The sequence below is a fragment of the Actinokineospora xionganensis genome (assembly GCF_014323725.1).
Lineage (GTDB): Bacteria > Actinomycetota > Actinomycetes > Mycobacteriales > Pseudonocardiaceae > Actinokineospora > Actinokineospora xionganensis.
In genome coordinates this window covers 18622-40352 of record NZ_JABVED010000018.1, presented here as the reverse complement: position 1 = coordinate 40352, position 21731 = coordinate 18622, and the positions used below count along the sequence as shown (strand labels likewise).

Below are 21731 nucleotides of genomic sequence, written 5' to 3'. Positions count from 1 at the left end.
TGGGTTGACGTAGTTGCAACCGGGGGCAACGGGGTGGTGGCGTCCTGATGGATCAGTGTTCACGGGCGGACGGCCCACGCTGGTGCGGCATTGGTCCAACTCGCTCACTGGCTGCGACTCGATGCTCAGGTGCTCGCGGCTTGGGTGCTCGGTGTTCGCGGCTTGATGCCGGGGGTGTCTGCGGCTGCATGCGGGGGTGCCTGTATGGGTGGTGGACGGATCATCCGAGCAGGCCGATCGGTCCGGCCCGCCTGCGTTAGGGACGCCGGGTGATGAGCGGGCTTCAGCGGCAGGGCATTCGGCCTCACCAAAGAGTGCAGCCCGGTGGCGGCCTCTCAGGCCTCCACCGGGCTGCTCCCATTCGCCTGGAGTTATTCGCCCTCAGTGGGCGGTAGTTCGACGTCCTCGATCGGCTTCGCGGGGGATTCCGGGGTGGACTCCGCAGGGCGTTCGTCGGCCGGGAGCAGCGCTGTGAGGGCCGCTCCGGTGATGCGGCGGAAGGCGCGGGTGGGCCTGCCGCGGTCGAGGACCGCCACCTCGAGCTTGTCCAGCGTGGTCTCCCCCGCGGTCTTCGCCGCGCTGTTCGCCGCGCCTGCCGCCAGGGCCTTGAGGGCCAGTCGGACCGCGTCGCTCAGGGGGATGCCGTCCTCGAAGGTTTCCTTGAGGAGGGCGGCGATCGGGTCGGTTTGGCCGCCCATCACCAGGAACTGCGGTTCGTCGACGATGGAGCCGTCGTACGTCAGGCGGTAAAGCTGGTCCTGCCTTGCCGTGGCACCCACCTCGGCGACGCAGATCTCGACCTCCATCGGCTTGACCTGCTCGGTGAAGATCGTGCCGAGGGTCTGGGCGTAGACGTTCGCCAGTTGCCGGGCCGAGACGTCGCGTCGGTCGTAGGAGTAGCCCCACAGGTCGACGTGGCGGATGCCGCCGCGGCGCAGGCTCTCATATTCGCTGTAGCGGCCCGCGGCGGCGAAGCCGATGCGGTCGTAGATCTCCGAGACCTTGTGCAGGGTCGCCGACGGGTTCTCGGCGACGAACAGCACGCCGTCGGCGTACTTCAGCGCGACGACGCTGCGGCCCCGGGCGATACCCTTGCGGGCGTACTCCGAGCGGTCGCGCATCAGCTGCTCGGGCGAGGCGTACAACGGCATCGTCACGGGGCAGGCTCCTTAACTCGGCGGGGATGTCGGTCAGCCGCGGGGGCGTTCGGACCGGTCGTTCACCACGGCTTCGGCCACGGAGGCCGTGTCCGCCTCCGACAGGCGCTGGGCGCCGTCGTCGGCGGTGATGGTGACGATGCTGGGGTAGATCCGGCGGGCCAAGTCCGGTCCGCCGGTGGCGGAGTCGTCGTCGGCGGCGTCGAATAGGGCCTCGACGGCCGCGCGGACGGCGGTCGCCTTGTCGCCCTCGGGGTCGTAGAGCTTCTTGAGTGCGGACTTGGCGAACATCGAGCCGGAGCCGATGGCGTGGAAGCCCGCGCGCTCCTCGTAGCGGCCGCCGGTGACGTCGAAGGACACGATCCGGCCCGCGGTGGCCGGGTCGTCGGCGTCGATGTCGTAGCCGACGAACAGCGGCAGCACCGCGAGGCCCGCCATGGCCACGTCGAGGTTGCCGCGGACCATGCTGGCCAGCTTGTTGGTCTTGCCGTCGAGCGAGAGGCCGACGCCCTCGATCTTCTCGTAGTGGCGCAGTTCGACCGTGTAGAGCCGGACCAGCTCCACCGCGAGGCCCGCGGTGCCCGCGATGCCCACCGACGAGTACTCGTCGGTGACGTAGACCTTCTCGATGTCGCGCTGGGCGATCAGGTTGCCCGCGGTGGCCCGGCGGTCGCCCGCGATGAGCACACCGCCGGCGAAGGTGACCGCCACGATGGTCGTGCCGTGCGGGATGTCCGCGCGGCTCACGGCGGGCGCGTCGGCGACGCGGCGCCCAGGAAGGAGTTCGGGCGCCTGGGAGCGCAGGAAGTCGGTGAACGACGACGAACCGGCTGACAGGTGGGCAGGCGAGAGCGAGGCTCCTCGCGGCCCTCGGGACGAGGTGTGTTCCATGCCTTCTTTCAATTCCTGTTTTCGGCGTCGCCGGGGGGTTGGGCTGGTGACCGCGCGGGCGGGGGGCTTACTCGCCGCCCTTTTGCACGTACGCGCGGACGAAGTCCTCGGCGTTCTCCTCGAGCACGTCGTCGATCTCGTCGAGGATCGCGTCGGTGTCGTCGCCGAGCTTCTCGCGTCGTTCCTGACCCGCCGCGGTGGTGTCCTCGGCGCCGTCGTCGCCGTCACCGCCACCCTGCCGCTGTGTCTGCTCCTGGGACATTGAGACCTCCTGTTCCGCCTCCCCGGAATTTACCCAGTTGTGGCGGTCCGTAGGTAACTTCCGAAAATGCGGTCACCGTGGAGACTGCCGTCACGGTCCCCTTGGGTCACGGTTGGTTGTCGTCTTCACACTACTTGTGATCATTCTAGCTCAGCGTTTCGTGCCGGTGAGCTTGTCCACGAGCTGTTCGGCGGTGTCGGCGGCGTCGAGCAGGTCCCCGACGTGGGCTTTGGTGCCGCGCAGCGGCTCCAGGGTCGGGATGCGCACCAGCGACTCCCGGCCGAGGTCGAAGATGACCGAATCCCACGATGCGGCCGCGATGGAGTTCGGGTAGCGCTCCAGGCAGCGGCCGCGGAAGTAGGCGCGGGTGTCCGACGGCGGGGTGTAGACGGCCGTGCGGACCTCGTCCTCGGTCACCAGGCGCTTCATCGAGCCGCGGGCGACAAGGCGGTTGTAGAGGCCCTTGTCGAGGCGCACGTCGGAGTACTGCAGGTCGACCAGGTGCAGCCGAGGGGAGTTCCAGTTGAGGCCGTCGCGGGCCCGGAAGCCCTCCAGCAGCCGCAGCTTCGCGGGCCAGTCGAGCCGGTCGGCGCACTCCATCGGGTCGCGCGCGAGGGCGTCGAGGATCTCGCCCCAGGTGCGCAGGACGTCGCGGCCGACGGCGTCGGCCTCGATCCGGTCGACGTGCGCGGCGATCATCTCGTGGTAGGCGTTCTGCAGGTCCAAACCGGTGAACTTGCGGCCGTTGGTCAGCTCGACCGTCGCCTTGAGTGTCGGGTCGTGGCTGAGCACGTGCACCGCGCGGACCGGGTCGGCGAGCTTGAGGTGGTCGAACCGGATACCGGACTCGATCATGTCGAGGACCAGGGCGGTGGTGCCGACCTTGAGGTACGTCGAGGTCTCGGCCAGGTTCGCGTCGCCGATGATCACGTGCAGGCGGCGGTACTTGTCGGCGTCGGCGTGCGGCTCGTCGCGGGTGTTGATGATGCCGCGCTTGAGCGTGGTCTCCAGGCCGACCTCGACCTCGATGTAGTCCGAGCGCTGGGAGAGCTGGAAGCCCGCCTCCTCCCCCGCGACGCCGAGGCCGACGCGGCCGGAGCCGCAGACGACCTGGCGCGAGGCGAAGAACGGGGTGAGGCCCGCGATGATCGACGTGAACGGGGTGTTGCGGGCCATCAGGTAGTTCTCGTGGGTGCCGTAGCTGGCGCCCTTGCCGTCGACGTTGTTCTTGTAGAGCTGAAGCCGCGGCTGTCCGGGGACGGTGGCCGCGCGCATCGCGGCCTCCTCCATCACCCGCTCGCCCGCCTTGTCCCAGATGACGGCGTCGCGCGCGTTGGTGACCTCAGGCGCGGAGTACTCGGGGTGGGCGTGGTCGACGTAGAGGCGCGCGCCGTTGGTGAGGATGACGTTGGCCGCGCCCAGGTCCTCCACGTCGGGGTCCGACGGGGCCATGCCGGGCGCCCCCAGGTCGAACCCGCGCGCGTCGCGCAGCGGCGATTCCACCTCGTAGTCCCACCGCGCCCGGCGGGCCCGCGGGATGTCGGCCGCGGCCGCGTACGCCAGGACGACCTGAGTCGATGTCAACACCGGGTTGGCCGTGGGGTCGCCCGGCACGGAGATGCCGTACTCGACCTCGGTTCCCATGATCCGCCGCATGTCTTCCACCCTACGGGTCCGCACCGACGACACGGACGTGAGCCGCGCCGGGCAGTGGGGGGATCTGATGGGACGATCACACCATGGGCGGCGACGAACTGGTGGCGGTGTACTCGGCGGACGGCGAGGTGGTGGGCTCGGCGACCCGCCGCAGGATGCGCGCGGAGGGCCTGTGGCACGCCGCGAGCGCGATCCTGGTCCGCTCCGGCAACCGGGTGTTCGTCCACCGCCGCACGGACGACAAGGACGTCTTCCCGGGCGTGCACGACTGCTGGGCGGGCGGTGTGGTCGGGGCGGGCGAGACGCCGTGGGACTGCGCGGAGCGGGAACTGGCGGAGGAACTCGGCATCACGGGAGTGCCCTTGGTGCCTTTGTTCACCACGAGCGCCGACGTCGACGGCACCCGGATCCACCTCTACGCCTACGAGGCGTGGTGGGACGGCGAGGTCGTCATCCAGGAGTCGGAGATCGCCTCGGGCGGCTGGATGGACCTCGACGAACTGCGCGTGCGGCTGGCGGACCCGGCGTGGCCGTTCGTCCCCGACGGCCGGATCGCCATCGAGGAGTTCTTCCGCCGCGAACTCGACCGTTGAGATCGGCACACGTGCGCGCCGCCGGTGGTAGCGCACGGCAGCTGACCGAGGAACTGATGTACCTGGTGCTCAGAGCCCGGGGTCAGCGGCCTCGGCCGGCCCGGACGTGCCGGTCCCGTCGGTGCTTCGCGGCCGGTGACCGCTAGTCGTTCAGGCTGGTCAGCTTGCCCGCGGCGACCGGGGCCAGCCGTGCGATCGCGGCCTGGGCGCGGGCCAGGGTCGAGGCCTCCACGCTGACGACGCTCAGCACGTCCGCGCTCGCCAGCGCCAGGGTGCAGGTCGAGCGGCGGGGGTTGGTGGCACACCAACTGTGCCCGGCGTCGACGCCGGGAGGGACCGCTGCCTTGGCCGCGCTGTCGATCTCGTAGCGCAGGCCGTCGACGGTGAAGGCGCCGCAGGTGAGGGCCCCCTTGATGGTGTCGACGGCCGCGGCGGCGCCGTGGACGGCCACGTACTGGCGCAGGACGGATCCGCTCGCGTACCGCCAGGTCGACGCCACGGCATCCGTCGCGGACGGCAGCGGGGCGGCGCAGTCGGGCAGGGCCGCGAGGACAGCGGTCGTCGGGGTGCCATCGGGCTGGACCTCTTCGGCCGCGAGGTCGACGGCGCTCAGCGCGGCCGCTGCCGGGTCGGACACGCGCTTGGCGGTAGTGGTCGTGACCCGCGCGGTGGTGGCCGCCGTGGGGCTCGGGGCGACCTGCGTGGTCACCTCCGGCGAAGGGTCGTCGTAGTACGTGTAGAGGTCGTTCGGGCGGTCAGAGCAAGCCGTGGCCAGGAGAACGGGGAGCACGGCGGCGCCTGCCAGCGCCTGCACACGACGCACGAGCGTCCTTTCGGGAAAGGGACCTGTCGATCAAAACCTACCGGCCCATGGCGGGCGGTCCCGTCAAGGGGTTCGGTGCCGCGCGCGGCCCGCTCAGGTCCACGGCAGCCGCGACCGGGTCGCCCAGTACTCGGCGGCGGGTTCGGCGAGGTCGGGCGGGTCCACCGGGTCCAGCGAGGCGGCGCGCAGGTTCGAGGCGAGTTGGGCGCGGGTGACCGGGCCGATCAGGACCGTGTCGGCCCACGGCTGGGCCAGGGCGGCAGCCAAGGCGACCGCGTCGGCGGGTTCGGGCAGCGTGGGCGGCGGTTCGACGGCGAGTCTGCCGTTGGCCAGGGCTTCCTTGATCGCGACGTGGGCGCCCGCCGCGTGGGCTTCAGCCAGGGCTGGGGCCGCCGAGGGTTCCAGGAGGTTCCACGTGGACTGGACGGCGGTGAAGATCGTCACTCCCCCGCGCCGCAGGGCCAGGCCCCGGCGGACGGCGTCGGCCTGGGCGGGACCCGAGGTGGAGAAGCCCAGGCGCTGACCCGAATCCGCCAGTTCGGCGAGAGCGTCGAGGAGCGGCTCGTCGGCGAACAATGGACTGTCCACGGTCAGCGAGTGCACTTGGTAGAGCGCGATCCGCGAGCCGAGCAGGGCGCGGGATTCGGCCCACTGGGCCCGGAAGCGGGGCAGCGTGTGTTCCTTGACCTCGTGCACCGTGGCGTCCACGCGCCAGTCGCCGACGTAGGTGTAGCCCCACTTGGAGGACACGGTGACGTCGTCGTGACCGCGGGCGTCCAGCCAGCCTGCAAGGAACTCCTCGGCCCGGCCATAGGACCGCGCGGTGTCCACCCGCCGCACGCCCGCCGCGTAGGCGGCGTCGAGGATGGCCCAAGTGGTCGATCGAAGGGTCTCGACGCCGCGGTCTTCGGGGAGGTCGCGGCCGAGGTTGAGGTAGGCGGGCCTGCCCAGCGCGGCAAGGCCGAGAGTGAATCGCACCCCCCGAGTATGGATGGGGCCCCGCGTGCGCGCGGGGCCCCACACCGAACTCGACTAGAGGTACTGGCCGGTGTTCGTGGCCGTGTCGATCGCCCGACCCGAATCCTGGTTCTTGCCGGTCACCAGGGTGCGGATGTAGACGATGCGCTCGCCCTTCTTGCCCGAGATCCGTGCCCAGTCGTCCGGGTTGGTCGTGTTGGGCAGGTCCTCGTTCTCGGCGAACTCGTCGACGATCGCGTCGAGCAGGTGCTGCACGCGCAAGCCGCGCTGCTGGGTCTCCAGCACCGACTTGATCGCCGCCTTCTTGGACCGGTCGACGATGTTCTGGATCATCGCGCCGGAGTTGAAGTCGCGGAAGTAGAGCACTTCCTTGTCTCCGTTGGCGTAGGTGACCTCGAGGAAGCGGTTCTCCTCGGTCTCCTCGTACATGCGCTCGACGGTGTGCTGGATCATGGCGTCGAGGCAGGCGCGCTTGTCGCCCGCGAACTCCGCCAGATCCTCTTCGTGGATCGGGAGGCTGGTGGTGAGGTACTTGGAGAAGATGTCCTTCGCCGCCTCCGCGTCCGGCCGCTCGATCTTGATCTTCACGTCGAGCCTGCCGGGTCGCAGGATCGCCGGGTCGATCATGTCCTCGCGGTTGGACGCGCCGATGACGATGACGTTCTCCAGGCCCTCCACACCGTCGATCTCACTGAGCAACTGAGGCACGATCGTGGTCTCCACGTCGGAGGACACACCACTGCCTCGGGTTCGGAAGATCGAGTCCATCTCATCGAAGAACACGATCACCGGGGTGCCTTCGGACGCCTTCTCACGCGCCCGCTGGAAGATCATCCGGATGTGCCGCTCGGTCTCGCCGACGAACTTGTTGAGCAGCTCCGGACCCTTGATGTTCAGGAAGTAGGACTTGGCTTCCGACGGCTGCGGCGCACCCGACGGGTCCTTGCTGGCCCGGGCCGCCGCGACCTGCTTGGCCAGGGAGTTCGCCACCGCTTTCGCGATGAGCGTCTTCCCGCAGCCGGGCGGGCCGTAGAGCAGCACGCCCTTGGGTGGGCGCAGCTCGTACTCGGCGAACAGGTCCTTGTGCAGGAAGGGCAGCTCCACGGCGTCGCGGATCTGCTCGATCTGCCGGAACAGGCCACCGATGTCGGAGTAGTCGACGTCCGGGACCTCCTCGAGCACGAGGTCCTCGACCTCGGCCTTGGGGACCCGTTCGTACGCGTAGCCGGATTTGGTGTCGACCAACAGTGAGTCGCCGGGTTTGAGCGGGGAGTCCATCAGCGGATCGGCGAGCCAGACCACTCGCTCCTCGTCGGCGTGCCCGACGACGAGCGCGCGGCTCGGCTTCTCCTCCTCGAGGCCGGTGAGCAGCTCACGCAGCGTCGAGACCTCGCCGATGCGTTCGTATCCACCGCCCTCGACCACGGTCAGCGCCTCGTTGAGCCGCACTGACTGACCGCGGCGCAGTGTGTCCGCCTCGACCGCGGGCGAGACCGAGACCCGCATCCGCCGACCCGCCGTGAACACGTCGACGGTGCCGTCGTCGTGCACGGTCAGGAACACGCCGTAACCACTGGGTGGCTGGGCTAGTCGATCGACCTCCTCACGCAACGCGAGCAACTGGCTGCGCGCCTCACGCAGCGTGTCGACCAATTTGGCGTTGCGCTCAGTGAGCTGACTCACGCGCTCCGACGCCTCGGCCAACCGTTGCTCGAGCAGCCGCGAATGCCGCGGCGATTCCGTCAGTTTCCGGCGCAGCAGGGAGACTTCCTCTTCAAGGAATCGGATCTGCGCGGCCTCCGAGCGCGACTCGCGCTCCTCTGGCTGGCCGGGCGTGTCACCGTGCTCATCGTCGGCTTCTTCTGGCCGACTGCCGGGACGATCGTGCTGCATGTCGGCACCTCCTCCCGAACTCGTACCTTCTACGGTACCGGCGATCACCGACAACAACAGAGCATCCAGCTGTCGGAACCCGCGTGTCATACCTCAGCAATACCCACTCGGCGGCACTTGATCCACCAAGCCGGGCATCCGGAGGCCTGCCACGGCGCTACGTTGCGTCGGTGTATTACGCCAACCGCGCGCCACGTTGGCAACCCCATTTGGCCACGATGTGGACACTCTCCTGTCGCCACGCGCCCGGGTCCACTCCGGACGGGCCGGGTGGGACTCGGAACCCGTCGGCCCGTCCTGGGTTCCCCGGGGCCGTATACCACCCGCGGGGCCAATAGGGTGGCCATACCACGAAGGTCACCCTCACGGGATACCTTCCGAAGGGAACGAGACGGCTCCCGAGCCGTCCTATGAAACGTTGTCGAAAGCAGCCACGAGGAGTCAGGGGCGAGCATGACCTACCCACCGCAGCAGCCCGGCCCGTTCGGCCCGCAGGGGCCTCAGGGGCCATATGGGCAGCAGCCTGACCCCTTCGCGGCGCAACCCCCGTACCAGGGCCTCGGTGGATACCCCGGCGGCGGCGAACCACCGGCGCCCAAGAACACCGGCAAGATCGTCGCGATCGTCGCCATCGCCGTGCTGGTGCTCGGCGGGGCGGGCGTGGGCGTCTTCTTCCTGACCAAGGGCGGCGACAAGCCCCCGGCGGCCGCTCCGGCGACCTCGGAGGCGAATCCCGACCCGTCGGAGACCGACAAGCCCTCGGGGACGAAGTCGACCAAGCCCGCCGATGGTCCCGCGAGCTCGCCCGGCGACATCGTCGACGCCTACGTCACCGCGTACGAGGAGAAGGACTTCGCGGCGGTCACCGCCCAGGCGTGCGCGCCCTACAAGAACAAGTACGGGACCGACACGAGCACGCTCGAAGAGAAGCTGAGCAAGTACGAGGTCAAGGGCACGGCGAAGGGCGAGCCCGAGGTCAAGGGCTCCGTCGCCACCGCGGAGATCGACCTCACGCTGACCCCGGAGACCGGCGAGGCCAAGGACGCCCACATCCGCATCAAGATCGTCAAGGAAGACGGCGTCTGGCGGTTCTGCGGAGAAGAACCCGCCTGATCACGATCGACCCCGCGGCACCGCCCTTCGGGCGGCGATTGATCAACGAGCGTTCCCACATGAACCGAGGAGTCGGGTCCGGAGATGACCTACCCACCGCAGCAGCCCGGCCCGTACGGCCAAGACCCGCACGGTCAGCCCGACCCCTACGGCCAGCAGCCCTATGGCCAGCCGCCTACGTGGGGGCAGCCGCAGGGCTACGACCAGACCCAGCAGTACGGCCAGGTCCCGCCGGACCCGTACAACGCCCCGGATCCGTACTCCCAGCAGCAGCAACAGCAGTATGGCGGCTACGGGCCCGGCGGTGAGCCGCCCAAGAGCAACACGGGCAAGATCGTGGCGATCGTCGCGATCGCGCTGCTGGTGCTCGGCGGCGCGGGCACCGGCGTGTATTTCCTGAACAAGAGTTCCGACAAGCCCAGCACCACGGCCGGGACGGACCAGTCCACTTCGGCGAAGCCGAGGCCCACGACGACCGAGGACGAGCCCACCGAGACCACCGAGGAAACGACGACGACCACCACCACGAAGAAGGCAGGCGGCGGTGGCGGGGCAGGCACGGCGGACATCGCGGCCTTGGCCGAGAAGTACGCCGACGCCGTCAACGCCAAGGATGAGGCCGCGGCCACGGCGCTGACCTGCTCCGGGACCGACCCCGGCATCCTCTACACGTCGGTGGCCGACGCGGGCGCCGAGGACGTCGAGGTCAAGGCGACGGTGGCGGGCGAGCCCTCGCTCATCGGCGCGGAGAACGCCAAGGTCGACATTGATGTCGTGATCGGGGGCAGCTCGCCGCTCAAGTTCCCGATCGTGTTGGAGAAGCGGCCCAAGGGCTGGTGCGTCTCGATCTGACGTTCCGACGAAACCGGGTGGCCGGGGCGACAGGCCCTGACCACCCGGTTTCTCCGTTCTAGCCTTTGCTGGGACGGCGCTGCGGGCGGGGCGCGACGACGCCGTCGGCGAGCCTGCGCGCGGTCAGCAGGAACGCGGTGTGCCCGATCATCCGGTGCTCGGGGCGCACGGCCAGCCCGACGACGTGCCACGGCCGGATGAGCGTCTCCCAGGCCTGCGGTTCGGTCCAGCAGGTCTGCTCGCGCAGCGCCTCGGTGACCTTTGACAGCTGGGTCGTGGTCGCCACATAGACGACCAGGACGCCCCCGGGGATGAGGTTCTCCGCGACCACGCCGAGTTGCTCCCAGGGAGCCAGCATGTCGAGGATGACCCGGTCGACCTCGCCGGAGTGCTCGGCCAGGTCGGACACGGTCAGCGTCCAGTTCTCGGGGTGCTCCCCGTAGAACTGGACCACGTTGCGCTCGGCGTGGTCGGCGTGGTCCTGGCGGATCTCGTAGGACGTGACGCTGCCCGTGGGGCCGACCGCGCGCAGCAGCGAGCAGGTCAGCGCGCCGGATCCCGCCCCGGCCTCCAGCACGCGCGCCCCCGGGAAGATGTCGCCCTGCATGACGATCTGGGCGGCGTCCTTCGGGTAGATCACTTGGGCGCCGCGCGGCATCGACAGCACGTAGTCCGACAGCAGCGGGCGCAGCGCCAGGTAGGACGTGCCCGCGGCGGAGCTGACCACGGACCCCTCGGGCTGCCCGATGATGTCGTCGTGGGCGAGCGCGCCGCGGTGGGTGTGGTACTTCTCGCCCGTCTCGAGGATCAGGGTGTAGTGCCTGCCCTTGGGGTCGGTGAGCTGTACCCGGTCCCCTGCCTCGAAGGGACCGCTGACCTTGCGTGCCGACACCGACGCCTCGCTTCCGTCCTGCTGTGAACCAACCGGTGGCGCGTGGTCGAGGGTTCGTGCCCGTCCCGGTGATCCACGTGGTTCCTGGCAACGCGGAGGAAGGTCCTCGTACCGGGGTTGTACGTGGGCCTTCCGACAACGCGGCCAGGGGCCGCGTGGGGCGCCGGGACGGGCACGAACCCTCGTCCGCGCGACACTGGATGGTCGCAGAAGGTGAAGTGGGCCGGTCAGTCAACCCCTCGGTCGAGGGCGGCGCGGAGATCGTCGCGGTGCAGAACGCCGCTCGGTCGGCCCTCGTCGTCGACGACGAGGAACTGCCAGGAGGCGGTCTCGTGGACGCGGTCGATGATGTCCTCGCCCGATTCGGCGGCCAGCAGGACCGACTCGGGGCGGATCGGCTCGGCGGCGAGTTCGGCGGGCGCGTGCGGGGAGCGCTCAGCAAGTTCGCGGGCGGCGATCTCGTCGAGCAAGCCCGCGGCGACCCCGTCGGCACGCACGAGCACGACCCCGCGACCCGCCGCGGCGATGAGCGCGTCGGCCACGGGGCTCTCAGCGGGCAGTTGCAGAATGGGACGGACCAGGTCGCTGAGCCGCAGCCCGGCAGGCCAGGTGCGGAGCCGCTCGTGGGCCAGTTCTCCACCCGCGCCCGCGCCGACGAACCAGGCGGTCAGCAGGCACACACCCAGGCGCAGCCAGCGGTCCGGCGCCTCGGTGGCCAGGCCCCACAGCGCCCAGAGGACGAGCAGGGCGGCCACAGCCCAGCCACCCACCACCGCGGCGCGGGTGCCGGTCGCGCGTTTGCCGGTGAGCGCCCAGACCCCCGCGCGCAGCATCCGGCCACCGTCGAGCGGCAGCCCGGGCAGGAGGTTGAAGATCGAGACGGCGGCGTTGGCCAGCGCGCACTCCAGGACCAGCACCCACACCGGACCGGACGCGGGCATCACGGCGGCGGCGAGACCGAACACGGCGGCCAGCAGCACCGACACGGCGGGCCCGGCGACGGCGATGGCGCCTTCGTGGCCGGGCTTGCTGGGGGTGCGGACGATCTCCGACAGCCCGCCGAGCAGGAACAGCCGAAGCCTGCGCACGGGCAGGCCGAGGCGCAGCGCGACAACGCAGTGTCCGAGTTCGTGCGCGAGCACCGAAAGCCCGAGCAGGACGGCGAACGCGGCGGCCAGCAGCACCGAGGTGAGCATGGTCGCGCCGGGCAGCAGCCTGCCGACAAGTGGGGTGTAGAAGACGACCACGGCGGCCGCGCCGAGCCACCACGACGGCGCTAGGACGACCGGGACACCGCTGTAGCGGAACAGGAGCAGGCCGCCGGGCGCGCGGGGTGCCGTGGTGCTCGCCATTGGGACACCTTAGGCCCGGCGGGTGTGACCTCGTTGATCGCCACTGTGATCGCCTTCGTGACGCGCCACAGAACACGCTCGGCGTCCTCACCGGAACTGTCGGTGCCCGACACTATGGTCTGGGCATGTTCTCCGGACCAGGAACGGAACCCGGCTTGACGCCCGACGCGGCGGCGGCGCCGCGGCGACCGGCGCTGTCACCGTCACGCGCGGGCGACTTCAAGCAATGCCCGCTGCTCTACCGGTTCCGCGCGGTGGACCGGCTGCCGGAGACCCCGACGAAGGCACAGGTCCGCGGCACGGTCGTGCACGCGGTTCTGGAGCAGCTCTATGCCCTGCCCGCCGACGAGCGGCAGCCCGACCGGGCCCACGCGATGATCGCGCCGACCTGGGAGCGGCTCTCGACGGAGGAGCCCGGACTGACCGCGATCTTCGACGGTGAGTGCGTCGAGGAGCAGCTGACGGCCTGGCTGGAGTCCGCGGGCGGTCTGGTCGATGGGTACTTCGAGCTGGAGGACCCGCGCAGGCTGCAGCCCGAGGCGTGCGAGTTGCTGGTCGAGACCGAACTCGACTCGGGTGTCCTGCTGCGCGGCTACATCGACCGCCTCGACGTCGCTCCGACCGGCGAGATCCGGGTGGTCGACTACAAGACGGGCGTCGCCCCGCGCGAGATCGGCGAGGCGAAGGCCTTGTTCCAGATGAAGTTCTACGCCTTGGCCCTGTGGCGGTTGCGTGGCGTGGTCCCCCGCCAGCTGCGGCTGATGTACCTGGCCGACCGCCAGTCCCTGGCCTACACCCCGGACGAAGCCGAGCTGTCCCGCTTCGAACGCACCCTCGACGCCATCTGGACGGCGATTCTGCGTGCGGCACCGACAGGTGATTTCCGCCCGAACAAGACGAAACTCTGCGACTGGTGTTCGCACCAGGCGATCTGCCCGGCGTTCGGGGGCACGCCACCGCCGTACCCGGGCTGGCCGGAGCCGGACTCGGGCGACGAGACAATCCTGGAGCGAGCCGATTGACCGAGCCCGCGCACCTGACAGTGACCCGCGCGGCCTACGACACCGTCGCCGCCGACTACGCCATCCAACTGCGCGATTCGCTCGCGGCCAGCCCTTTCGACCGCGCGATGCTCTCCGCGTTCGCCGAACAGGTGGGGACAGGGCCGGTGGCGGATCTCGGCTGCGGACCTGGTCGGATCACCGCGCATCTGCGGTCCCTTGGCGTGGACGCCTTCGGAGTCGACCTGTCGCCTGGGATGATCTCGGTAGCCCGTGCGTCCTACCCGGACATCCGGTTCGACGAGGGGACGATCACCGCGTTGGATCTGCCGTCCGGCGGACTCCGCGGGGTGGTGGCCTGGTACTCGATCATCCACACCCCTCGCCCGCTGTTGCCGGTGGTGTTCGCGGCGTTCCACCGGGTGCTTGCCCCTGGCGGACAGGTGTTGCTCGCGTTCCAGGTCGGAGACGAGCGCAAGACGATCACCTCGGCGTACGGCCACGCGGTGACGTGTGAGGCCTATCGGCTGCCTGTGGATCTTGTCGAGGAGTTGCTGGTGGAGGCTGGGTTCGAGCTGCGGGCTCGGATGATTCGAGAGGCCGCGGGCAAGGAGACGACTCCACAGGCATATCTCTTCGGCCAACGGACGGCCCAGAGGCTGTGAAGACCTGCCCCATTGCCTGAGGCGAGGCAAACACCCCCTGCAGCTTCGGGTGGTCGGGCTTTATTCGGGGCGGAGTTGGCCCTACCCTCGCGGGGGTCGGGGGTTCCCTTTCCCCACCTTCTCGACCGACAGGGCCATCTCACGGGTCCCCGAATCAAGCCCAACCACCCGACGGTGCACCCCCAAGTCCGGGGAACCAGGCGCGAAGCGGGCTGGTAAAACCGAACACGACCGAGGGGGATCAGATGGCGTTCTACATACCGCTGACAGACAACAGCTTCGAGTCCACAGAGCACACCGCGGGCCCATGGTCCCCCGACAGCCAACACTTCGGTCCCCCGACCGCCCTGCTCGGGCGCGCATTGGAAGCCCTTCCCGCAGCGCAGCCGTCGATGATCGCCCGGATCACCGTGGAAATCCTCGGCCCCCTTCCACTCGCGACTGTCCACGTTCACGCGGACGTGGAGCGGCCAGGAAAGTCCGTTGAACTCCTGGCGGCCGAGTTGAGCGCCGAGGGTCGCGTGGTGGCACGGGCGCGGGCATGGCGAATGGCCACATCGGACTCGGGGTCGGTGCGGACCGAGGACGGGGAACCGCTGAAAGCACCGGAGGAAGGCATTCCTCTGAGCAGGCCCGAGGGGTGGGGAGGCGGCTACCTCGACGCCATGCAGATGCGGGCGCTAAGTGGGTCGCTGGCCGAGCCCGGGCCCGCGACGGTGTGGGCGCGGCAGCGGGTGGCGTTGGTCAAGGGTGAGGAGCCCACCGGGCTGCAGCGGCTGCTGGTGCTCGCCGACTCCGGGAACGGTGTCTCAAGCCTGCTCGACCCACGCCGGTGGTACTTCATCAACACCGAGCTGACCGTCCACTTGCGCAGGCAGCCCGAGGGCGAGTGGATCGGGATGGACGCGCACACCGAGGTCGGGGACCACGGCGTCGGGACGGCTTTCACCGTCATGCACGACCGCCGCGGCCCCCTCGCCCGTGGTGCTCAGGCGCTGCTGATCAAACCCCGTTAAAGCCTGCAGGCCCGGATGTCGGACGCGAGGACCGCCTTGGCGCCCAGCGCCGCGAGCCGGTCCATGATCGCGTTGACTTCCTTGCGCGGGACCATCGCGCGCACGGCGACCCAGTCCGCGCTGGCCAGCGGCGCCACGGTGGGCGACTCCAGGCCGGGGGTGATCTCGATGGCCGCTTCGAGCAGCGACCGGTGGCAGTCGTAGTCGAGCATCATGTACTGCTGGGCGAAGACGACACCCTGCAGCCGCGCCGCGAGCTGGTCGCGGGCCGGTGAGGGCTCCGCGGTGGCCCGCTGCACGAGGATGGCCTCGGAGACGCAGATGGCGTCGCCGAAGGCCACCAGGTTGTGCTGGCGCAGCGTGCGGCCTGAGCCGACGACGTCGGCGACCGCGTCGGCCAGGCCGAGCTGGATGGAGATCTCGACCGCCCCGTCGAGGCGGATGACGTCGGCGGTCACGCCGTGCCGGGCGAGGTCGTCGACGACCAGGTTCGGGTACGACGTGGCCAGCCGCTTGCCGTCGAGGTCGCCGACCTTCCAGTCGCGGCCCGCGGGCGCGGCGTAGCGGAAGGTGGAGCCGCCGAAGCCGAGGGCGAGCTTCTCCACCACCGGCGCGCGCGAGTCGAGCGACAGGTCGCGGCCGGTGATGCCGAGGTCGAGCTCGCCGGACCCGACGTAGATCGCGATGTCCTTCGGGCGGAGGAAGAAGAACTCCACCTCGTTGGCCGGGTCGATGACGGTCAGGTCACGGGACTCGTGGCGCTGCCGGTAGCCCGCTTCGGTGAGCATCTCGGACGCGGCGACAGCCAGCGCCCCTTTGTTCGGTACTGCGACGCGCAGCATGGGGGAACTCCTGGGATCGAGGGTGCGGTGACGGCCTACCGGTCACAGATGTCGGTAGACGTCTTCCAGCGTCAGGCCCCGGCCGATCATCAGGACCTGCACCCGGTAGAGGAGTTGCGACACTTCCTCCGCCAGCTCGTCGTCGGTCTCGTGTTCGGCGGCGATCCACACCTCGCCCGCCTCTTCGAGAACCTTCTTGCCTTGCGCGTGCACACCGGCGTCCAGCGCCGCGACCGTTCCCGAGCCCTCAGGCCGGGTCTTCGCCCGTTCGCTGAGTTCGGCGAACAGTTCGTCGAACGTCTTCACGAGCGACGATCCTTCCATCCCGACGCCGGACGCATGCAACAAGGGGACCGAGGTCACCCGGTAGCGCCCACCGCGACGGCCAGACAGGCCCCGCCGAGCACCACGCAGAGCGGTGCGTACACCCGCAGATCCCAGTAGGCGAACTCCGTGTTCTTGCGCGCGGAAGTGACGAAACCGGCCACCCCACGCAGCAAGAGCACGCCGGCGACGATCGCGACGCCCACCGGCACCCCCCACTCCGGCCCCACCACTGCGACAAGTCCGGCACGGGCGGCGACCAGGTAGGCCGCCGCGAACAGCGCGATCGCCACCAGCGCCGTCAGGAATCGGTTCGGCAGGTCGTCGGCCTCCACACCCACCACCTTGCTGGCGAATTCCTCGCGGGTCCGCACCGGCCACGGGCTGAACATCCACACCACGTGCAAGGCCCCCACCAGCACCAACATCGTCGCCGCGAGACCTCCGAGCACCATCATGAGCCACTCCCCTCCGTCGTCCGTACAGCACTGTATGGACGTTCCGTACAGTACTGTACGGGGGTGACGAAGCCCAGACTCGGCCGTGCGGACTGGATCACAGCGGCCCTCGCCGCCCTGGCCAACGGCGGCGTGGCGGCGGTGGCCGTCGACCCCATCGCCACGGCGCTCGGCGTGACCCGGGGCAGCTTCTACTGGCATTTCGAGAACCGCGCCGACCTGCTGAGGGCGGCGCTGGAATGGTGGGAGCAGGAGGGCACCCAGACGGTCATCGACCAGGTGCGCCACATCGCCGACCCCTACGAGCGGCTGCGGTCGCTGTTCCGCATCGCCCTGACCGAAGACCCGACCGAGGGACTCGAACCCGCACTGGTGGCCCACGCGAACGATCCGATCGTGGCCCCGATCCTGAACCGCGTGACCGCCCGCCGGATCGATTTCCTCACCGAGGCGTACACCGAAGCGGGCCTGCCGCGGCAGCGGGCGCGAATGCAGGCCCTGGTCACCTACTCGGCCTACGTCGGCTGGACGGAGTTGCGCCACGCGACGCCGGAGGTCGCCCACGAAACGGTCGACGACCCCGCGGCGCTGACCTACCTGATCGAGACCCTGGTGGAAGCGGGCCGATCAGCCTGACCCGGAGACCAAGGCGCGCAGCACCTCGGGGCCGAGCCCGACCAGCGAGTCCCGCAGGACCCGCCGCTCCCCCGCCGCCACCGGCACGTCACAGGGAACCACGAGAACGAGACAGCCCGCCGCGACCGCCGACGCCGTCCCGGTGGGCGAGTCCTCGATCGCCACACAGTCCGCCGCGTCCACCCCGAGCAGCCTGGCGGCCTTCAGATACGGGTCCGGCAGCGGCTTGTTGAGCCCGCCCACCTCGTCGCCGCACACCGTCACGTCGAAGAAGTCGCGGCCGACGGTGTCGAGGGCGACCTCGGCCAACGCGCGCTCGGTCGAGGTGACCAGCGCCGTCGGCAGCCCGGTCTCACGCACGGCCCGCAGCGCTTCCATCGCCCCCGGACGGAAAGTGGCCTTGGTGGCGAACAACTCCGCCATCCGTGAGTCCACATAGGCCACAGCGTCGAGAACCTGCTCCGGGCTCGGCGAGATCCCCGCCGAGCCGAAGAGCAGGCCCATCGTCGTCGGGATGTTCGTGCCGACCATCGCGCGCCGGGTCTCGACGGACAGAGGCGCGCCGAGCCGTTCGCCGAGTTCGTAGAGCGGGATGTCCCACAGCTTCTCGGAGTCGAGCAAGGTGCCGTCGAGGTCCCAGAGCACGGCGGCGGGCAGGCCGTCCGATTCCACTGAGTCCATTTCACAACCGGACGGGCTGATCACCAGCTCCCCTATCAGGTGTTGAAGTACTTGGCTTCCGGGTGGTGCAGCACGATGGCGTCGGTCGACTGCTCCGGGTGGAGTTGGAACTCCTCCGACAGCTTCACGCCGATCCGCTCCGGGTCGAGCAGGTCGACGATCTTCGCGCGGTCCTCCAGGTTCGGGCAGGCGCCGTAGCCCAGCGAGAACCGAGCGCCGCGGTAGCCCAGGGAGAAGTAGTCGATGATGTCGGCCGGGTCCTCGTCGGCGACGGCCTTGCCGCCCGCGAAGGTCAGCTCCTCGCGGATGCGGCGGTGCCAGTACTCGGCGAGAGCCTCCGCGAGCTGCACACCCAGGCCGTGGACTTCCAGGTAGTCACGGTAGGCGTTCGCGGTGAACAGCTCGTTGGCGAAGTCCGCGATGGGCTGGCCCATCGTCACCAGGCTGAACCCGACGACGTCGACCACACCGGACTCGCGCGGGCGGAAGAAGTCGGCCAGGCAGAGCCTGCGCTCCTTGCGCTGGCGCGGGAAGGTGAACCGGGTGCGCTCCGGCGCGTCGACGCTCGGCTCGGCGAGGATCACCAGGTCGTCGCCCTCGGACACGCACGGGAAGTAGCCGTAGACCACGGCCGCGTGCGCCAGCACGCCCTCGGTGGCGAGACGGTCGAGCCAGTAGCGCAGCCGCGGACGACCCTCGGTCTCCACCAGTTCCTCATAGGACGGCCCCGCGCCGCCGCGCACACCCTTGAGGCCCCACTGGCCCATGAAGGTCGCGCGCTCGTCGAGCATCGCGGAGTAGTCCGCCACCGGGACGCCCTTGATGATCCGGTTGCCCCAGAACGGCGGCGCGGGAACAGGAACGTCAGTGGACACATCGGACCGCGCGGGAAGAACCTCGGACTCGGCCGCAGCATCTTCGCGCGCCTTGCGGGCTTCCGCGATGCGCAGGGACCGCTCGCGGCGGGCCCGCCGCTCGGCGGCCTTGGCCTTCATGTCCTCGTCGACCAGCGGCGACTCGCCCCGCTTCGCGGCCATGATCGCGTCCATCAGCCGCAGGCCCTCGAACGCGTCGCGGGCGTAGCGGACGTCGCCGAGGTACATGTCGGTGAGGTCGTTCTCCACGTAGGCGCGGGTCAGCGCCGCCCCGCCGAGCATCACCGGCCACTTGGCGGCGACGTTGCGGGAGTTCATCTCCTCCAGGTTCTCCTTCATGATCACCGTGGATTTGACGAGCAGCCCGGACATGCCGATGACATCGGCGCGGTGTTCCTCGGCGGCGTCGAGGATGGTGGTGATGGGCTGCTTGATACCCAGGTTCACCACGTCGTAGCCGTTGTTGGACAAGATGATGTCGACGAGGTTCTTGCCGATGTCGTGCACGTCGCCCTTGACCGTGGCGAGCACGATCCGGCCCTTGCCGTCGTCGTCGGACTTCTCCATGTGCGGCTCGAGGTGCGCCACGGCGGCCTTCATCACCTCCGCGGACTGCAGCACGAACGGCAGCTGCATCTGCCCGGACCCGAACAGCTCGCCGACGGTCTTCATCCCGGCCAGCAGGGTGTCGTTGATGATCTGCAGGGCGGGCCGCTCCTTGAGGGCCTCGTCCAGGTCGGCGCCGAGGCCCTTGCGCTCGCCGTCGACGATGCGCCGCTCCAGCCGCTCGAACAGCGGCAGCGCCGCGAGTTCCTGGGCGCGGGTGGCCTTCGAGGAGGCCACGGTGGCGCCCTCGAAGAGCTCCATCAGCTTCTGCAGCGGGTCGTAGCCCTCGCGGCGGCGGTCATAGACCAGGTCCAGCGCCACGGCCCGACGCTCGTCGGGGATGCGGGCCATCGGGACGATCTTCGACGCGTGCACGATCGCGGTGTCGAGGCCCGCCTGCACGCACTCGTGCAGGAACACGCTGTTGAGGACCTGCCGGGCGGCCGCGTTGAGCCCGAAGGACACATTGGACACGCCGAGAGTGGTCTTGACCTCTGGGTAGCGCTGCTTGAGCTGGCGGATGGCCTCGATCGTCTCGATCGCGTCCTTGCGGACCTCCTCCTGCCCTGTGGTGATCGGGAAGGTCAGGCAGTCCACGATGATGTCGCCGACCCGCATGCCCCAGTCGTCGACCAGGGCGTCGATCGTGCGCGCGGCGATGCGGACCTTGTCCGTGGCGGTGCGGGCCTGGCCCTCCTCGTCGATGCACATGACGACGACGGCGGCGCCGTGCTCGCGCACCAGCTCCATCATCCGGTAGTAGCGCGACGTGGGGCCGTCGCCGTCCTCGAAGTTGACCGAGTTGACCGCACAGCGGCCGCCCAGGCGCTCCAGGCCCGCGCGGACGACCTCGGGCTCGGTGGAGTCGAGCATGATCGGCAGCGTCGACGCGGTGGCCAGCCTGCCGGCCAGCTCGGCCATGTCGACGGCGCCGTCGCGGCCGACGTAGTCGACGCACAGGTCGAGCATGTGCGCGCCGTCGCGGGTCTGGGCGCGGGCGATCTCGATGCAGTCGTCGAACTTGCCGTTGAGCATGGCCTCGCGGAACGCCTTCGACCCGTTGGCGTTGGTTCGCTCGCCGATGACCAGGACCGACGCGTCCTGTTGGAACGGCACGGCCTGGTAGAGCGAGGACACGCCCGGCTCGGGGCGGGGCTTGCGCGCGGCGGGGGTCAGGTCGCGCACGGCGGCGACGACCTGGCGGATGTGCTCACCGGTCGTGCCGCAACAGCCGCCCACGAGCCGGGTGCCGAAGTCGGTGACGAACGCGCTCAGCGCCACCGCGAGTTCGTCGGGGTTGAGCGGGTACACCGCGCCGTTCGGGCCCAGCTCGGGCAGGCCGGCGTTGGGCATCACCGACAGCGGGATGCGGGCGTGCTTGGACAGCGTCCGCAGGTGCTCGCTCATCTCCGCGGGCCCGGTGGCGCAGTTCAGGCCGATCAGGTCGATGCCCAGGGGCTCCAGCGCGGTGAGCGCCGCGCCGATCTCCGTGCCGAGCAGCATGGTGCCGGTGGTCTCGACGGTGACCTGGGTGATGATCGGGACGATCCGGCCCTCAGCGGCCATGGCGCGCTTGGCGCCGATGATCGACGCCTTGGTCTGCAGCAGGTCCTGCGAGGTCTCCACGATGACGGCGTCGATCCCGCCGACCAGCATGCCCCGCACCTGCTCCTGGTACGCGTCGCGCAGGGTCGCATAGGGAGCGTGGCCGAGCGTGGGGAGCTTGGTGCCGGGGCCGACCGAACCCAGGACGAACCGGGGGAGCTCGGGGGTGCTGAACTCGTCCGCGACCTCACGGGCCAGGCGCGCGCCCGACTCGGAGAGCTCGAAGATCCTCTCTGGGATGTCGTACTCGGCGAGGTTCGCGAGATTCGCCCCGAACGTGTTGGTCTCGACGGCGTCGGACCCCGCCTCGAAGTACTCGCGGTGCACCTGGCGCACCACGTCGGGTCGGGTCACGTTCAAGATCTCGTTGCAGCCCTCGAGACCCGCGAAATCATCAAGTGTGAGGTCGACACCTTGCAGCATTGTGCCCATGGCCCCGTCAGCGACGAGGACACGGTCGTTGAGGGCTGCGATGAAGGGCGACACGACGCTATCCGGCATGTCGACCAGCCTACGATCTCCGTCCACCCGCACAGGGTCGTAGTCTTGCGCAGTGACAG

21 protein-coding genes are annotated in these 21731 nt (G+C 69.7%); 7 read left to right on the top strand and 14 right to left on the bottom strand.

Going from position 1 to position 21731, the window contains the following annotated elements:
• Positions 1-371: 371 nt before the first annotated feature.
• The 4 genes from prcA to dop form a co-directional block, all read right to left on the bottom strand.
• A complete protein-coding gene (gene prcA / locus GPZ80_RS25985) occupies positions 372-1157 on the bottom strand; it encodes a proteasome subunit alpha (protein WP_187223718.1) in 786 nt (261 codons plus the stop codon).
• 33 nt (positions 1158-1190) lie between these two features.
• Complete coding sequence (gene prcB / locus GPZ80_RS25980) at positions 1191-2048, bottom strand: proteasome subunit beta (RefSeq protein WP_187223717.1); 858 nt, start codon at positions 2046-2048, stop codon at positions 1191-1193.
• A gap of 67 nt (positions 2049-2115) precedes the next feature.
• Positions 2116-2310 carry a ubiquitin-like protein Pup gene (locus tag GPZ80_RS25975; protein WP_091369973.1) on the bottom strand — a complete coding sequence of 65 codons (195 nt, stop codon included), beginning with the start codon at positions 2308-2310 and terminating at the stop codon, positions 2116-2118.
• A 150-nt stretch (positions 2311-2460) separates the two neighbouring features.
• Positions 2461-3966, bottom strand: coding sequence for a depupylase/deamidase Dop (gene dop / locus GPZ80_RS25970; protein ID WP_187223716.1), 1506 nt, complete (start codon positions 3964-3966; stop codon positions 2461-2463).
• An 83-nt stretch (positions 3967-4049) separates the two neighbouring features.
• Here dop and GPZ80_RS25965 point away from each other — a divergent pair, with 83 nt between their 5' ends.
• A complete protein-coding gene (locus GPZ80_RS25965) occupies positions 4050-4559 on the top strand; it encodes an NUDIX hydrolase (RefSeq protein ID WP_187223715.1) in 510 nt (169 codons plus the stop codon).
• Between the two features lie 142 nt (positions 4560-4701).
• On the opposite strand, the gene GPZ80_RS25960 is transcribed toward GPZ80_RS25965, so the two are convergent.
• From GPZ80_RS25960 to arc, 3 genes are all read right to left on the bottom strand, one after another.
• Positions 4702-5382 carry a hypothetical protein gene (locus GPZ80_RS25960; protein WP_187223714.1) on the bottom strand — a complete coding sequence of 227 codons (681 nt, stop codon included), beginning with the start codon at positions 5380-5382 and terminating at the stop codon, positions 4702-4704.
• 93 nt (positions 5383-5475) lie between these two features.
• A complete protein-coding gene (locus GPZ80_RS25955; protein ID WP_187223713.1) occupies positions 5476-6360 on the bottom strand; it encodes an aldo/keto reductase in 885 nt (294 codons plus the stop codon).
• Positions 6361-6414: 54 nt separating this feature from the next.
• Positions 6415-8253 carry a proteasome ATPase gene (gene arc, locus GPZ80_RS25950; RefSeq protein ID WP_187223712.1) on the bottom strand — a complete coding sequence of 613 codons (1839 nt, stop codon included), beginning with the start codon at positions 8251-8253 and terminating at the stop codon, positions 6415-6417.
• Positions 8254-8706: 453 nt separating this feature from the next.
• On the opposite strand from arc, the gene GPZ80_RS25945 reads away from it, so the two are divergent.
• Together GPZ80_RS25945 and GPZ80_RS25940 are read left to right on the top strand one after the other, a co-directional pair.
• Positions 8707-9366: a flagellar basal body-associated FliL family protein gene (locus GPZ80_RS25945; RefSeq protein ID WP_187223711.1), complete on the top strand. Its 660-nt coding sequence runs from the start codon at positions 8707-8709 to the stop codon at positions 9364-9366.
• A gap of 84 nt (positions 9367-9450) precedes the next feature.
• Positions 9451-10218 carry a flagellar basal body-associated FliL family protein gene (locus tag GPZ80_RS25940; protein WP_187223710.1) on the top strand — a complete coding sequence of 256 codons (768 nt, stop codon included), beginning with the start codon at positions 9451-9453 and terminating at the stop codon, positions 10216-10218.
• 58 nt (positions 10219-10276) lie between these two features.
• Here GPZ80_RS25940 and GPZ80_RS25935 read toward each other — a convergent pair whose 3' ends face one another.
• Both GPZ80_RS25935 and GPZ80_RS25930 read right to left on the bottom strand, forming a co-directional pair.
• On the bottom strand, positions 10277-11110 hold the full coding sequence (locus tag GPZ80_RS25935) for a tRNA (adenine-N1)-methyltransferase (RefSeq protein ID WP_187223709.1): 834 nt from the start codon (positions 11108-11110) through the stop codon (positions 10277-10279).
• Positions 11111-11337: 227 nt separating this feature from the next.
• A complete protein-coding gene (locus GPZ80_RS25930; protein ID WP_187223708.1) occupies positions 11338-12462 on the bottom strand; it encodes a site-2 protease family protein in 1125 nt (374 codons plus the stop codon).
• Between the two features lie 125 nt (positions 12463-12587).
• Between GPZ80_RS25930 and GPZ80_RS25925 the strand changes: the two genes are divergently transcribed.
• The 3 genes from GPZ80_RS25925 to GPZ80_RS25915 all read left to right on the top strand — a co-directional run bounded on the left by GPZ80_RS25925 (position 12588) and on the right by GPZ80_RS25915 (position 15144).
• The gene (locus tag GPZ80_RS25925) at positions 12588-13484 is read left to right on the top strand and encodes a RecB family exonuclease (protein ID WP_187223707.1); all 897 of its coding nucleotides are present in this window, start codon (positions 12588-12590) and stop codon (positions 13482-13484) included.
• The gene (locus GPZ80_RS25920) at positions 13481-14128 is read left to right on the top strand and encodes a class I SAM-dependent DNA methyltransferase (RefSeq protein ID WP_187223706.1); all 648 of its coding nucleotides are present in this window, start codon (positions 13481-13483) and stop codon (positions 14126-14128) included. Before GPZ80_RS25925 ends, GPZ80_RS25920 begins: the two co-directional genes overlap by 4 nt.
• A 245-nt stretch (positions 14129-14373) precedes the next feature.
• Positions 14374-15144: a thioesterase family protein gene (locus tag GPZ80_RS25915; RefSeq protein ID WP_187223705.1), complete on the top strand. Its 771-nt coding sequence runs from the start codon at positions 14374-14376 to the stop codon at positions 15142-15144.
• Here the strand turns inward: GPZ80_RS25915 and hisG are convergent.
• From hisG to GPZ80_RS25900, 3 genes are read right to left on the bottom strand one after another with little or no spacing between them, the layout of a single operon-like run.
• Complete coding sequence (gene hisG, locus GPZ80_RS25910; RefSeq protein WP_187223704.1) at positions 15141-15986, bottom strand: ATP phosphoribosyltransferase; 846 nt, start codon at positions 15984-15986, stop codon at positions 15141-15143. The genes GPZ80_RS25915 and hisG overlap by 4 nt on opposite strands.
• Positions 15987-16028: 42 nt before the next feature.
• Positions 16029-16292, bottom strand: coding sequence for a phosphoribosyl-ATP diphosphatase (locus tag GPZ80_RS25905; protein ID WP_091370230.1), 264 nt, complete (start codon positions 16290-16292; stop codon positions 16029-16031).
• Positions 16293-16345: 53 nt separating this feature from the next.
• Positions 16346-16768 (bottom strand): DUF3995 domain-containing protein, encoded by a 423-nt coding sequence (locus GPZ80_RS25900; RefSeq protein WP_187223702.1) that lies wholly within the window; start codon positions 16766-16768, stop codon positions 16346-16348.
• Positions 16769-16831: 63 nt separating this feature from the next.
• Between GPZ80_RS25900 and GPZ80_RS25895 the strand changes: the two genes are divergently transcribed.
• Entirely contained in the window at positions 16832-17404 is a 573-nt protein-coding gene (locus tag GPZ80_RS25895; protein WP_187223701.1) for a TetR/AcrR family transcriptional regulator, read from the top strand.
• Here GPZ80_RS25895 and GPZ80_RS25890 read toward each other — a convergent pair.
• On the bottom strand, positions 17396-18085 hold the full coding sequence (locus GPZ80_RS25890; RefSeq protein WP_187223700.1) for an HAD family hydrolase: 690 nt from the start codon (positions 18083-18085) through the stop codon (positions 17396-17398). The two genes, GPZ80_RS25895 and GPZ80_RS25890, sit on opposite strands and share 9 nt — an antisense overlap.
• A 35-nt stretch (positions 18086-18120) precedes the next feature.
• The gene (metH, locus tag GPZ80_RS25885) at positions 18121-21672 is read right to left on the bottom strand and encodes a methionine synthase (RefSeq protein ID WP_187223699.1); all 3552 of its coding nucleotides are present in this window, start codon (positions 21670-21672) and stop codon (positions 18121-18123) included.
• Positions 21673-21731: the final 59 nt, after the last annotated feature.

Excerpts from the sequence above, each read along its gene's own strand:
- prcB (WP_187223717.1), bottom strand. The coding sequence starts at position 2,048 with ATGGAACACACCTCGTCCCGAGGGCCGCGAGGAGCCTCGCTCTCGCCT.
- GPZ80_RS25975 (WP_091369973.1), bottom strand. The coding sequence starts at position 2,310 with ATGTCCCAGGAGCAGACACAGCGGCAGGGTGGCGGTGACGGCGACGAC.
- dop (WP_187223716.1), bottom strand. The coding sequence starts at position 3,966 with ATGCGGCGGATCATGGGAACCGAGGTCGAGTACGGCATCTCCGTGCCG.
- GPZ80_RS25965 (WP_187223715.1), top strand. The coding sequence starts at position 4,050 with ATGGGCGGCGACGAACTGGTGGCGGTGTACTCGGCGGACGGCGAGGTG.
- arc (WP_187223712.1), bottom strand. The coding sequence starts at position 8,253 with ATGCAGCACGATCGTCCCGGCAGTCGGCCAGAAGAAGCCGACGATGAG.
- GPZ80_RS25945 (WP_187223711.1), top strand. The coding sequence starts at position 8,707 with ATGACCTACCCACCGCAGCAGCCCGGCCCGTTCGGCCCGCAGGGGCCT.
- GPZ80_RS25940 (WP_187223710.1), top strand. The coding sequence starts at position 9,451 with ATGACCTACCCACCGCAGCAGCCCGGCCCGTACGGCCAAGACCCGCAC.
- GPZ80_RS25930 (WP_187223708.1), bottom strand. The coding sequence starts at position 12,462 with ATGGCGAGCACCACGGCACCCCGCGCGCCCGGCGGCCTGCTCCTGTTC.
- GPZ80_RS25925 (WP_187223707.1), top strand. The coding sequence starts at position 12,588 with ATGTTCTCCGGACCAGGAACGGAACCCGGCTTGACGCCCGACGCGGCG.
- GPZ80_RS25915 (WP_187223705.1), top strand. The coding sequence starts at position 14,374 with ATGGCGTTCTACATACCGCTGACAGACAACAGCTTCGAGTCCACAGAG.
- hisG (WP_187223704.1), bottom strand. The coding sequence starts at position 15,986 with ATGCTGCGCGTCGCAGTACCGAACAAAGGGGCGCTGGCTGTCGCCGCG.
- GPZ80_RS25900 (WP_187223702.1), bottom strand. The coding sequence starts at position 16,768 with ATGATGGTGCTCGGAGGTCTCGCGGCGACGATGTTGGTGCTGGTGGGG.
- GPZ80_RS25890 (WP_187223700.1), bottom strand. The coding sequence starts at position 18,085 with ATGGACTCAGTGGAATCGGACGGCCTGCCCGCCGCCGTGCTCTGGGAC.
- metH (WP_187223699.1), bottom strand. The coding sequence starts at position 21,672 with ATGCCGGATAGCGTCGTGTCGCCCTTCATCGCAGCCCTCAACGACCGT.